General features: G+C 76.6%; 12 protein-coding genes. 4 read left to right on the forward strand and 8 right to left on the reverse strand.

What is annotated here, in order from left to right; genetic code table 11:
- Window positions 1-241: 241 nt before the first annotated feature.
- Together ACFVFS_RS26975 and ACFVFS_RS26980 are read left to right on the forward strand one after the other, a co-directional pair.
- Window positions 242-430: a hypothetical protein gene (locus ACFVFS_RS26975; RefSeq protein WP_380627288.1), complete on the forward strand. Its 189-nt coding sequence runs from the start codon at window positions 242-244 to the stop codon at window positions 428-430.
- Window positions 431-659: 229 nt separating this feature from the next.
- The gene (locus tag ACFVFS_RS26980; protein WP_380627289.1) at window positions 660-3,668 is read left to right on the forward strand and encodes an AAA family ATPase; all 3,009 of its coding nucleotides are present in this window, start codon (window positions 660-662) and stop codon (window positions 3,666-3,668) included.
- A 39-nt stretch (window positions 3,669-3,707) separates the two neighbouring features.
- Here ACFVFS_RS26980 and ACFVFS_RS26985 read toward each other — a convergent pair whose 3' ends face one another.
- Entirely contained in the window at window positions 3,708-4,925 is a 1,218-nt protein-coding gene (locus tag ACFVFS_RS26985; RefSeq protein WP_380627290.1) for an MFS transporter, read from the reverse strand.
- A gap of 54 nt (window positions 4,926-4,979) precedes the next feature.
- On the opposite strand from ACFVFS_RS26985, the gene ACFVFS_RS26990 reads away from it, so the two are divergent.
- Window positions 4,980-5,756 (forward strand): AraC family transcriptional regulator, encoded by a 777-nt coding sequence (locus tag ACFVFS_RS26990; protein WP_380627291.1) that lies wholly within the window; start codon window positions 4,980-4,982, stop codon window positions 5,754-5,756.
- A 175-nt stretch (window positions 5,757-5,931) separates the two neighbouring features.
- Here ACFVFS_RS26990 and ACFVFS_RS26995 read toward each other — a convergent pair whose 3' ends face one another.
- Window positions 5,932-6,798 carry a virginiamycin B lyase gene (locus tag ACFVFS_RS26995; protein ID WP_380627292.1) on the reverse strand — a complete coding sequence of 289 codons (867 nt, stop codon included), beginning with the start codon at window positions 6,796-6,798 and terminating at the stop codon, window positions 5,932-5,934.
- Between the two features lie 143 nt (window positions 6,799-6,941).
- Between ACFVFS_RS26995 and ACFVFS_RS27000 the strand changes: the two genes are divergently transcribed.
- Window positions 6,942-7,514 (forward strand): hypothetical protein, encoded by a 573-nt coding sequence (locus ACFVFS_RS27000; RefSeq protein WP_380627293.1) that lies wholly within the window; start codon window positions 6,942-6,944, stop codon window positions 7,512-7,514.
- On the opposite strand, the gene ACFVFS_RS27005 is transcribed toward ACFVFS_RS27000, so the two are convergent.
- From ACFVFS_RS27005 to ACFVFS_RS27030, 6 genes are all read right to left on the reverse strand, one after another.
- Window positions 7,505-8,647 carry an AI-2E family transporter gene (locus ACFVFS_RS27005; RefSeq protein ID WP_380627294.1) on the reverse strand — a complete coding sequence of 381 codons (1,143 nt, stop codon included), beginning with the start codon at window positions 8,645-8,647 and terminating at the stop codon, window positions 7,505-7,507. The two genes, ACFVFS_RS27000 and ACFVFS_RS27005, sit on opposite strands and share 10 nt — an antisense overlap.
- A 129-nt stretch (window positions 8,648-8,776) precedes the next feature.
- Window positions 8,777-9,208: a hypothetical protein gene (locus ACFVFS_RS27010; protein ID WP_380627295.1), complete on the reverse strand. Its 432-nt coding sequence runs from the start codon at window positions 9,206-9,208 to the stop codon at window positions 8,777-8,779.
- 125 nt (window positions 9,209-9,333) lie between these two features.
- Window positions 9,334-10,458: a winged helix DNA-binding domain-containing protein gene (locus ACFVFS_RS27015; RefSeq protein WP_380627296.1), complete on the reverse strand. Its 1,125-nt coding sequence runs from the start codon at window positions 10,456-10,458 to the stop codon at window positions 9,334-9,336.
- Window positions 10,455-11,183 carry a glycerophosphodiester phosphodiesterase gene (locus ACFVFS_RS27020; RefSeq protein ID WP_380627297.1) on the reverse strand — a complete coding sequence of 243 codons (729 nt, stop codon included), beginning with the start codon at window positions 11,181-11,183 and terminating at the stop codon, window positions 10,455-10,457. The genes ACFVFS_RS27015 and ACFVFS_RS27020 overlap by 4 nt, the downstream gene beginning before the upstream one ends.
- 59 nt (window positions 11,184-11,242) lie before the next feature.
- Window positions 11,243-11,692: a hypothetical protein gene (locus ACFVFS_RS27025; RefSeq protein WP_380627298.1), complete on the reverse strand. Its 450-nt coding sequence runs from the start codon at window positions 11,690-11,692 to the stop codon at window positions 11,243-11,245.
- A gap of 21 nt (window positions 11,693-11,713) precedes the next feature.
- Complete coding sequence (locus tag ACFVFS_RS27030) at window positions 11,714-12,130, reverse strand: molybdopterin-binding protein (protein ID WP_380627299.1); 417 nt, start codon at window positions 12,128-12,130, stop codon at window positions 11,714-11,716.
- Between the last annotated feature and the right edge of the window lie 60 nt (window positions 12,131-12,190).

Consider the following 12,190-nt stretch of genomic DNA (forward strand, 5'->3'; position numbering starts at 1 on the left):
GTCCGGCCGCGCTCGGCTGAACGCCCGGGCGGGCCGCCCGCGCTGCGCGCCTCCGCCCACCCCACGCGCCCCCACCGCACGACCGTCCGCGCCCCACGCGCGCGCGCACGCGCGGCCCGCACCATCCGCCCCCGCGGCCCCGGCCGCCCCGACCGAACCGGTGCCACCCCCGCGGCGTCCTCCCCACCGGACGCCTGTCCGTCCAATTCGCCCATCACGACCACGAACGGAGTTCCGCACCATGTCCGACCACGACGAACGACTCACCCCGCCCCAGGCCGTCCGCCCCGGCGAGACGGCCGAGCACCCGGCCGGCGAGATCCGGCTGCGCCCGGGCAACGGCCTCGGCCTGCGCTCCCGCCTGCTCGCCGGAACCGGCGGCGCGATCCCGCCGATCGTCGAGTTCCCGACCATGACCACGCCTTTCTGAGAACGGCCCGTACCACCGCGTCACCACCGCACCACCACCGGCCCTGAGCGGCCGGAACGTCCGCCGCCGAGGAACGGGCAGCCCCTCGGCGGCGGACCGGACGGGCCCGCCGGGCGACCCCGCGCTCCACATGTGGTCGTACCGTAACCACCCGGCGGTGACGCCGTGTCCGCTCCGTGTCCGACCCACCACTCTTCAGAACCGATACCCTGTCAAGTAGCCTGCGGCCATGCGGACCACGTCGTCGATCACCGTCGGCCGCGCCACCGAGCTGGCCATGCTCGGCGGCGCGCTGGCCACCGCCCGGCAGCAGGGCGGCGGGGCGGTCTTCCTGCTCGGCGAGGCCGGCATCGGCAAGTCCCGGCTGGCCGGCGAATGCGCCTACCAGGCCTACGGGCTGGGCCTGCCGGTCCTGCGCGGACGGGGCAGCTCGACCGGTACGGTGACGCCGTTCCGGCCGCTGATCGAGGCGCTCTCCTCCCGGTTCCGGGCCGCCGGCCCGCCCACCGACCCCGAACTCTCCCCCTACCGCCCGGCGCTGGCCCGGCTGGTCCCCGAGTGGCGGGACAACCCGGCGACGGCCGGCCCCGGCGCCTACCCGGAGACGGTGGTCGAACTGGCCGAGGCACTGCTGCGGCTGCTCGCGGTGCTCGGCCGCGGCCAGGGCTGCGTCCTGCTCCTGGAGGACCTCCACGACACCGACGCGGAGACCGTCGCCGTCCTGGAGTACCTGGTCGACAACCTGGCCGGCCTGCCGGTGCTGCTGCTCGCCACCCTGCGCGCCGAACCGGGCCCCGCCCTGGACCTGGTGCGCGCCGCCGAGCGCCGCCGGGCCGCCACCGTCACCGAGCTGCGGCCGCTGCCGCCGGCCGAGGTGGCCGTGCTGGCCGCCGCGATCCTGGAGGGCGAGGCCGCCGACCTTCCGGCCGCGCTGGTCGAGCACCTGACCGAGCGCGGCGACGGCTGCCCCTACCTGGTCGAGGAGCTGCTCGCCGACCTGCTGGACTCCGGCGCGCTGCGCCGGGCCGAGGACGGCCGCTGGGCGCTCGCCGACGGCTCGCGCCCCGGGGTGCCCAGCACCATCGTCCACAGCTGGGGCCGCCGGATCGACCAACTCGACCCGCAGGTGAGGGATCTGCTGGTCACGGCGGCCACCCTGGGCAGCCGCTTCTCGGTCACCACCGTGCAGCTGATCACCGGGTACGACGACCGCACCCTGTTCAGCCATCTGCGCTCGGCCTCCGAGGCCAATGTGATCGTGCCGGACGGCGCCGCCCCGGACCGCTACGCCTTCCGGCACGCGCTCACCGCCGACGCGGTGACGGCCGCCCTGGCCCCCGCCGAGCGGGCCGCGCTGGCCCGCCGGGCGGCCCGCGCCATCCTCCGGGCCGATCCCGATCTCGCCGAGGAGCGTCGCCAGTTGGTGGCCTCGCTACTGCTGGCCAGCGGCGACCGGGAAGGGGCGGCGGTACACCTCGCGGAGGCCGGCCGGCGAGTGCTTGAGGCGGGCGCGGCCGGCTCCGCGGTGGTCCTGCTGGAGCGCGCGCACGAGCTCGCGGGGGACGCCGGGCGGGCCGGCATCACCGAGCGGCTGCTGCCCGCGCTGGCCGAGTCCGGGCAGTTGGACCGGGCCTTCGAGCTGGTCCGCACCCTGCCGCCGGTCGCGCCCGCGCCGCCCACCGGTACCCTTCCGGCCGTCGAACGCCGGATCGAGCTGCACACCCGGCTCGCCTGGGCGGCCGTGATGGCCGAGCGCGGCGCCGACGCGGTCGCCCAGGTGGCCGCCGCGCGGGCGCTCACCGTGGGGCCGCCCCGCCCCGAGCAGGACGCCGCGCTGGCCGTCGTCGAGGGCCACCTCGCGCTGCTGCCGGACCACGGGCCGGCGCCCCACGCGCCACCGGCCCAGGACGGCGCCCAGGAGCACGCGCCACCGGCGCAGGACACCGCCGCCCGGCTCGCCGAGGCCGAGCGCCGCGCCCGCCGCGCCGCCGAGGTGGCCGAGCGGGCCGGTCTGCCGGTGGTCGCCTGCCAGGCCTGGCAGTTGCTCGCCCTGCTCGCCCGCGAACAGGGCTTCGACGCCGCCGACGCCTGCCTGGAGCGGATGCTGGCCGTCGCCGAGGCGCACGCCCTGCCGATCTGGCGGGTCGAGGCGATGCTGCGGCTGGGCGCCAACGCCTTCATGCGCACCGGCGACGGCACCCGCCTGGAGCGCGCCCGGGAGGCCGCCGCCGGGCTCGGCGCGATCGTGCTCACCCAGACCCTCGACGGCCTGCTCGCGATGAACGCCGTCATGCGCGGCGAGTGGCACACCGCCCGCACCACCGTCGACCGCTGCCTGGACGCCACCGCCCGGCTGCACAACCTCGCCGCCCACCGCTACCTGCTGCTCTCCTCCGCCACCCTCGCCGCCCACCTCGGCCGCCCCCGGGAGATGGAGCGCGAACTGGCCCGGTTCCGGCAGGCCGGCGGCGAGGAGTCCTTCCTGACGCCGCTGCGCTACGGGCTCTGCCGGGCGGTCGGCGCGCTGCTCGCCGAGGACCGCGCCGGCGCCCGGGCCGAACTGGACGCGGGGCTGGCCTGGGAGGAGGCGCACCCCAGCGTGTTCTACCTGGCCGGGCGGCACGGCCTGCACCCGCTGCTGGAGGTGGTCGAGGGCCGCTGGGGCCGCGCCGAGCTGGACCGGGCCGCCGCCGTGCCGGCCGCCGAACTGGCCTGGAACCGTCAGTTCCTGCGGTTCGCGGACGCGGTGGTGCTGGGCCGCGAGGGCCGCTCCGAGCAGGCCGCCCGTGCCCTCGCCGAGGCCCGCCCGGCCGCCGGGGACTTCCCGCTCGCCCACCACCTGGCGCTGCGGCTCGCCGCGGAGGCCGCGCTCACCGACGGCTGGGGCGAGCCGGTGGCGTGGCTGCGCACCGCCGAGGAGTACTTCCACCAGCTGGAGGTCCAGCCGGTGGCCGCCGCCTGCCGCACCCTGCTGCGGCGGGCGGGCGCCAGCGTGGCCCAGCACCGCGGCGGCCGCGACGCCGTGCCGGCGGGCCTGCGCACCTGCGGGGTGACGGTCCGCGAGTACGAGGTGCTCGTCCTGCTCGCCGACCGCCCGGGCAACCAGGAGCTGGCCCGCAAGCTCTCCATCTCCCCGCGCACGGTGGAGAAGCACCTGGCCAACCTGCTCGCCAAGACCGGCCGCCGCGACCGCGCCGCGCTCTGCGCGCTGGCCGCCGAACTCTGCGCCACGCCCTGAGCGCCGCGTGCGTCCCGGGCGTCCCTGGGCGCACCACGGTCAGGCCCGGCCGGGGCTCGCCAGGGGCTCCGGCGCCACCGCCTCCGGCGCGACCGGCTCGGACAGCCGGCGGGCGAGGGCCCAGGCCAGCGCGCACAGGACGGCCAGCGGCGCGAGCGCGGTGCGCAGACCGGTGTGGTCGGCGAGCAGCCCGACGGCCGGACCGGCCAGGCCGCCCACGCTGACCGCGAGTCCGAGGGTGACCCCGCTCGCGGTGCCGATCCGGTTCGGCAGGTAGTCCTGGCCGAGCGTCACCTGGAGCGAGAACGGCACGTACAGGGCCAGCGAGACCAGCCCGGCGAAGCCGTACAGGGCGACCGGGCCTGGCACCAGCAGCAGTCCGGCGACGGCCGGGACGGCGGCCGCGTACGACAGCCGGACCGTCCGCACCCGGCCCCAGCGGGCGGCGCACCCGCCGCCGAGCACCGTGCCGACCGCCCCGCCCGCGAACAGCGTGAACAGCGCCGCCGTCCCGACCGCCGGGTCGGTGCGGCCGAGCCGCTGCTGGGCGTAGAGGGCCACGAAGGAGCTCAGCCCGACGAACACCACCGAGCGGCAGCCGATCACCGCCGAGAGCCACCGGAAGGCGGCCCAGTCGTCGTGCCGCCCGCCGCCCGCGCCGTCGGCGGCGGTCCCGGCCGCGGCGCGGGCGGCCAGCGCGCGGACCACCGGTGCGGTGAACAGCGCCGCGGCGAGCGCGGGCAGGGCCAGCCAGGGGGTCGCGCCGAGCCCGCCGGCCGCCAGCACCGGTCCGACCAGCAGCGGCGCGAGCGCGAAGCCGATGTTGCCGCCGAGCGAGAACCAGCCCATCCGGGTGTGGCTGTCGCCGCTCGCGGCGCGCGCCAGCCGCGCGGACTCGGGGTGGTAGGCGGCGACCCCGACGCCGGAGAGCGCGACCGCCGCGCAGACCAGCGCGTACGGGCCGAACAGCCCGGCCAGCCCGACGCCGGTCCCGGCGGCGGCGGTGGCGGCCGGGATCAGCCAGGGCATCGCCCAGCGGTCGGTGAGCGCGCCGAACAGCGGCTGCACGACCGAGGAGAGCAGGGTCGCGGCCAGCACGACCCCGGCGGCGGAGCCGTAGTCGAGGCCGCGCTCGGCGACGAGGAAGGGGACGAGGGCGGGCACGACGCCCTGGTAGAGGTCGACGGCGGCATGGCCGGCCGCCAGCACCGCGATCGGGGCGGCGCCGGGGGCGGGACGGGATCGAAGCGTGGTCACCCAGCGATCCTCGGCCCGCCGACCGGCGGCGGACTTCCGATAAAGTGCCCGACGATGCCGAATTCCCGCCAACCAGGATCCGGCCCTCCGGACGCCCACCCGCCGCACGGCTCACCCGAGCTGACGGTCACCCGCCCGCTGCCCGCCGGTTCGACCGTCTCCGAGCACCGCCACGAGGCGCACCAGATCGTCTACGCGGGCCGGGGCGTGCTGGCGGTGACCACCGCCGCCGGCACCTGGGTCGCCCCGGCGACCCGGGCGCTGTGGATCCCCGCCGGGACCGGCCACCGGCACCGCGCCTACGGGCCCACCGTGCTCCACACGGTCGGCCTGCCGCTGGGCCACAATCCGCTGGGCCTGACCCGCCCGGCGGTGCTGGCGGTGGGCCCGCTGCTGCGCGAGCTGCTGATCGCCTACAGCTGTCCGGGAACCGAGGGCACACCCGAGGGGCGGCGGATGCTGGCCGTCCTGCTGGACCGGCTGCGCCGCGCCCCCGAGCGGCCGCTGCACCTGCCGGTGCCGCGCGACCCCCGGCTCGCGGCGGTCGCCGCCCTGCTGGACGCCGACCCGGCCGACGGCCGCACCCTCGGCGACCTCGGCCGGGCGGCCGGCGCCGGCGAGCGCACGCTCAGCCGGCTCTGCCGCGAGGAGCTGGGCATGACCTTCCCGCAGTGGCGCACCCAGCTGCGCCTGCACCACGCCCTGCGCCTGCTGGCCGAGGACGTGCCGGTCACCGCGGTGGCGCACCGCTGCGGCTGGGCCTCGGCCAGCGCGTTCATCGACGTCTTCCGCCGCACCTTCGGCCACACCCCGGCCGCCCACCACCGGTGACGGGGGCCAGGGCGGGTCCGACAACTCCCGCCGGATCAGCGGGCGGCTCCCCCGGCCCGGCGGCCGGGGGCCGTCGGCGACCGACGACAACGCGGCGCGGGGGGACCGCCCGGCCGAAGGCTCAGGGCGTGCGTGCCCCGGCGCCGCCCGCCCGGCGCGACGGGTCGGACCCGCCTCAGGACTCCAGCCGGACGATCTCGCCGATCTCCAGCGCCGCGTGCACCGCGCCGTCCGGGGTGACGGCGATGCCGTGCGGCTCGGCGCCCTCGACCGGGAGCGGGTGGGCGGTGTAGTCGCCGTCGGGGGTGAGGCAGCCGATCCGGCCGGCCGCCCACTCGGTGAACCAGAGCCGGCCGTCCGGACCGGCGGCGACGGCGTGCGGGCGGGCGGCGCGGTCGGGCAGCGGGTACTCCGCCACCTCGCCGTCCGGGGTGATCCGGCCGACCTGGCCGGCCCCGATCTCGACGAACCAGAGCGCGTCGCCGCCGCGGGTGATACCGACCGGCGCGGCGCCCCCGGTGGGCAGCGGGTGCAGGGCGACCTCGCCGTCGACGGTGATCCGGCCGATCGCGTGGGCCTGGTTGAGGGTGAACCAGAGGGCTCCGTCCGGCCCGGCCGTGATCATCGACGGGTAGGCGCCGGCGACCGGCAGCGGGTACTCCGTCACTTCGCCGTCCACCGTGATCCGCCCGATCCGGTCGGCGTTCAGCTCGGTGAACCAGAGGGCGCCGTCGGGGCCGGCCGCGATCCCGTACGGCCCGCCCTCGCCGGGCAGGGGGTACCGGCGGGCCTCGCCGTCGACCGTGATCCGGCCGATCCGGTGGTCGCGCATCCGGGTGAACCAGAGCGCGCCGTCGGGGCCCGCCGTGATCACCGAGGGCCCGCAGCCGGGCGCGTCCAGCCCGTACCGGGTGACGGTCCCGTCGGCCGCCAGCCGCCCGATCTCCCCGGCGTGCACCAGGGTGAACCAGAGGGCGCCGTCCGGCCCGACGGTGATCCCGTACGGCCCGGCCGCCCCGTCCGACACCACGATCCGTTCCATCGTCAGCTCCCGTCCCGCTGCGGTCCGCCACTCCCCGGGCGACCCGTCCGCCACCTCCGCAGCACTCTCCCCCACCGGCCGCGACCGGGCAAACCGGTATTCGGCCCGACGGTGTGTCAGTGGCACCGCCTAGGGTCCCCGTCATGGGTGTCTATCTGGTGAGCGTCGGAGCCGGGGACTGGCTCGACGACGAGGTGTACGGGGCGGTCGGCCGGGAGCTGGACACGGCGCTCGCGGGGCGCGGGCTGCCGCCGTTCGTCTGCCCGCCGGCGGCGGAGTTCCGGGCCGGGTCGGGGCTGAACTTCGAGGAGAAGATGTACCGCCCGATCTCCGGCTTCTCGGAGTTCTGCGGGGAGTTGGCCGACGGCACCCTGGAGGCGCTGGTCGGCTGGGACGTGCTGCTGCCGGTCGGGCTCGACGCGCCGCTGGTGCTGCCGGTGGAGTGCGCGTACAACGACATCACGGCGGTCGGCGACGCCCACCGGGCGCTCGCGGCCGCCCGGCGGCTCGCGGAGCTGCTCGCGCTGCCGCCCGGGATACCCGAGCACTGCGACAACCTGGAGATCAGCACCTGGTTCGCGGAGCACGCGGCCGCCGCGGCGGCCGCCTCACCGGGCCCGTGGACGCGGGACCTGGACGTCGCCTTCTACGCCGCGCTCTTCCTGCGCGCGGCCGAGTACGCCCTGCGGCACGGCCGTCCGCTCACCTACTCCTGAGCCGCTTCCGCGAGGGCCCCGCCCCCGCCGCCGCCGTCGCGGTCGGCGCGGCGCCGCCGGCCGGGGTCGCCGCGCAGGACCGAGACGACCCCGAGCCCGGCGGCGCAGACCGGGACGGCCAGCAGGGCGCCGATGATGCCGGCGATCCCGGAGCCGGCCACCACGGCGACCATGATGGTGGCCGGGTGGAGCTCCACCGTCCGGCTCTGGATCAGCGGCTGGAGGATGTTGCCCTCGATCACCTGGACGGCGACCACCACGCCGAGCGCCCAGAGCGCCGTACCCAGACCGCCGTCGGCGAGCGCGACCAGCACCGCGACGGTGCCGGAGAGGAAGGCTCCGACGAACGGGATGTAGGCGCCCATGAAGACCAGCGCGCCGAGGCCCGGCGCCCCGGGGACGCTGAGGATCAGCAGCCCGACGGTGATGAAGAACGCGTCGATGAGCGCGATCAGGGTGGTGCCGCGCATGAAGCCGGCCATCGCGTCGAAGGCCCGCTCGCCGCAGGCCACCACCGTGTCGGCGGTGCGGCGGGGCAGGTAGGAGTGGATGACCTCGCCGGTGCGGTGGCCGTCGCGGAGGAAGAAGAAGACCAGGGCGAGCGCCAGCACCCCGCCGGTGGCGATCTGGGTGGCGAGGCCGAGCCCGGACAGCACGCTGTCGGTGAGGGTCGTCACCAGCGTGTTGGTCTCGCCCTGGGCGTTGTCCAGCACGTGCCGGATCTTCTCTCCGAAGGGCCCGAGCCATTCGGCGAGCCGGTCGCCGGCCTCCTGGAGCGCGGAGGCGATCTGCGGGGCGCTGTGCACCAGGGAGTTGACCAGCAGGGCGATCACCGTGCTGACGGCGGCCACCAGCACCGCGCAGGTGAGCCCGGCGGCCACCGAGCGGCTGACGCCGCGTCGGACCATCCACGGCATCACGGGCTGGAGCAGTGAGGTTCCGAGCAGGGCCAGGATCACCGGGACGGTGGCGGCCCGCAGTTCGACCAGCGCGAAGACCACCAGCGAGGCCACGGTGATGAGCAGCACCAGCGCCGCGGACCAGGCGGCCGCGGCGCGGACCGGCGCCGGCAGCATGAGGTAGGGGCGCCGGTGGTCGGCGGGTCGCCCCTCGGGCGGAGTCTCCCCCGGCATCCGTTCCTCCGTCCGGTCGATCGGTCCAGGTCTGCCCCATCTCAGCAGATGATCAGATCATATGCCTGATTTATTCCACTGTCGGGCGCGCCCGCCGACCGCGCGCGGGACCGGCGGGCACGCCGCCGCTCACTCGTGGAACTGGAACAGCCAGGCCTGCCGCTGGTCCTGGACCTCCAGCGGCCGCAGCGCGGTGCGCTGCGGGAAGATGTCCAGCACGCTCAGATCCAGCGCCAGCTCCTGGCCGTCGACCGGACCTCCGGGGAGGACGACGTGGAAGGAGAACGGCTCGGCGGCCTGGTAGAGCGCCCATTCGAACGCCTCGTCCGTGCCCCGCACCTGCTGGTTCACCTCCGGCGGGCCGTCCAGTCCGACGTAGGCGCCGTGCCGGAGGTTCCTGATGACGACGTTTCCGTTGTCACAGCCGGCCACCTCCCACTCCTGCTCCCCGGGCTCACCGGTCGGGGGCAGGACGACCACGAACTCCTTGGCGGCCTGGAGGGTGAGCAGCTGCTCGTCGGGCTTGGCGATCGCGTAGACGCCGTTGTTCACAGGGGCCATGGCCGGCTCCACTTCGGTAGGGTGCGTCGATTCAAGCCAGCCGAACCGGTGCGGACACGGAGCACCGCCGCCGGGCCACCCCAATGAGTCTCCGCGCCCGCACATCCGCCCGGCCGTCGAACGCGCTACCCGGCGTCCTCGAAGCGGACCTCACCACCGCCGCCCGCGAAGGCGAGCACCCGTTCGGCCTCGGTGCGCGCCGCGTCCCGGTCGGCCCGGGTGAGCGGCGCGAACGGGCGGACCGTCACCGACCGCGCTCCGGCGCCCTCCTCGGCCAGCTGCCAGCTCCCGGCGACCAGGCCGTCCACCAGCAGGGAACCGAGCACGATGCCGTTCTGGGTCATCACCCGCGGCCGGTACGCCTCGGGCAGCACCCGGGTGCGGTCGGCGTGCGAGAGCAGCAGGTTGTCGAAGGGCGCGACCAGCCGGACCGGGGCCGGGGTGTCCGGGTCGGGCCGGGGCGCGCCGGGCAGGTCGTACAGCAGCCGGCCCTGCTCGTCCCGGAAGGTGACCAGGCCCGGTGCGAGCCGCTTCAGCACCGGGGCGAGCCGGCTGAGGCCGCACCACTTCTGCAGGTCGGCGGCGGTGGCCGGGCCGAAGGCGGCGAGGTAGCGCAGCGCGAGGCCGTCGGGCGGGGGCGCCGGGTCGAGCGGGCGGCCGAGCCATGCCTCGGCGGTGGTGTGCGCGGCGGGGCCGCCGCGCCCCCACAGGCCGCGCGGCGGGACCTGCACCAGCGGCAGCAGGCAGCGTGCGGCCTGGGCGAGCGCGGCCGGGTCGCGGTCGGGGCGGCCGGCGGCCAGTTCGGTGCCCAGCCGCTGGAAGGTGCGCGGCTCCGCCTCGACCAGGGCGCGGGCCTCGGCGGCGAGCGCGTCGAGGTCGAGGCCCACCAGCCGCTTGCCGTAGGTGGTGCGCAGCTGCTGGTCCAGCAGCGGCTGCAGCAGGGGCCGCAGGGCCAGACAGTCCTCGGCGGTGACGAGGTGGATGGTGCCGCGCTGGAGGGCGATCCGCACCGCCCGCCGGGTCTCGATCAGTTCGGTGAGCGCCTCGGGGGTGAAGCCGTCGAGGCGGGCGAGCAGCCCGAGGTAGGGCGGCTGCGGGGCGGCCTGGGCCTGGAGGCCGCCGAGGTGCGCGATCATCGCGGCCGGGGTGTCGGCGGTGCGCTCCAACAGGTGCTGACGGGCCAGCAGCGCGCGGCCGAGCGCCCGCGGGCCCAGCACCCCGCCGTCCTCCCCCGGCGTGCCCTCGGTCACCGGCCGCCGTCCAGGACGGCGCGCAGCAGGGCGATCCGGTTGGTGGTGATCGAGTCGACGCCGGCCTCGCTCAGCTTGCGCATGGTGCGGCGCAGGTCGGCGGTCCAGGTGGAGACGGCCAGCCCGGCCTGGTGGGCGGCGGCGGTGAACCCGGGGGTGGCCAGGCCGAACGGCGGGTTGAGGTACCGCGGGCGCAGATCGTCGAGCAGGGCGCGCACGGGCAGCCGGGGCTGCTTCCAGGTGAGGGCGATCTCGGCCTCGGGGGCGAGCGCCCGTACGGCCAGCATCGCGGTGGCGGGGCCGCAGAAGCCGACCCGCCGCTCGGCGCCGAGTCCGGTGACGACCTCCCAGGTGGCGGCGGCCGGGCCGGCGTCGTCGAGGTCGATGAGGAGTCTGGCGCCGGGCGCGGCGGCGGCGGTGGCCTTGAGCGCCTCGGCGAGGGTCGGGACGCGATGGTGGCCGTCGTCGAAGGCGTCGAGCTGCTCGGCGGTGAGCCGGGAGAGCGGGCGCGGGTCGCCCCAGAGGCGTTCCAGGGTGGCGTCGTGCAGCAGCACCGGGACCCGGTCGCGGGTCAGCCGGACGTCCACCTCGACGGCGTCGGCGCCGGCGGCGAACGCGGACTCCACGGAGGGCAGGGTGTTCTCGCGGTGGCGGTAGGGGTCGCCGCGGTGGGCGACGGCGAGGACGGGGCGGCGGGCGGCGGAGGCGGTCATCGGTCCGTTCATCGGTCCGTTCTTCGGTCCGTTCATCGGGTCGGAGCGGCGGTCTTCGCGGGCGGCCGGGGTCAGCGGAGCCGGCCGGCCAGCCACGGGGTCAGGGTGTACAGGGTGACGGCCTCACGGTAGCTCGGCTCGCCCGGCACGGTGACGATCATGGTGCAGGAGGGCGGGAAGACCCGCTGCCTGAGGTGGACCAGGCCGGTCCACACCGAGTTGAGGAAGGCCGGGACGCTGTCGCGCGGCACGTCGAAGGCGATGGTGTCGACTGTCACCACGGCGTCGTCGTGGACGAAGAGACGGACGGTCACCTCGGGCGGTCCGGAGATCTCGACCAGCGCCTCGTGCGGTATCGCGGCCAGTTCGTCGCTGCCGCCGCCGTCGCCGCCGACCAGGCCGGCGAAGGTCTGGTCGCGGCCGATGTCGTGGCTGGTGCGCACGGAGCGGCCGTGCCGGGCGGCCATCGCCTCGATGGCGAGGACGGCGCTCTGGGTGGACGGCAGCGGGTCCTGGGGCATCGGCGGTCCTCTCGTCGGCGGTCAGCGGCGTTCGATCATCACATTGGTGGACTTGATGACGGCCGTGGCGGGTGCCCCGGGCACCAGCTCCAGCTCCTCCGCCGACTCCCGGCTGATCAGCGAGACCACCCGGAACGGCCCGGCCTGGATCTCCACCTGGGCGGCGACGTCGCCGAGCACGACGTCGGTGACGATGCCCGGGAAGCGGTTGCGGGCCGAGGAGGGGCGGCCCTCGGCGGCGGCGGTCTCGGGGCGGGCCAGTTCGCGCGCGAAGGCGGCCAGCTCGGCGCCGGCGATGATCCGGTGGCCGTGCTCGTCGCGCTCGGCGCCGATCCGGCCGGCGTCCACCCAGCGCCGCATGGTGTCGGCGCTCACGCCGAGCAGCGCCGCGGCCTCGCCGATGCGGTACGGGTTGGCCGGTGCCCCGGGCTGGCCCATGGTTGCGACTCCTGACGGTGGTGCGGTCGGTCGGCCGGGGAGGGACGGCCGTGGTTCGCC

This window comes from Kitasatospora sp. NPDC057692 (assembly GCF_042799475.1).
GTDB lineage: Bacteria > Actinomycetota > Actinomycetes > Streptomycetales > Streptomycetaceae > Kitasatospora.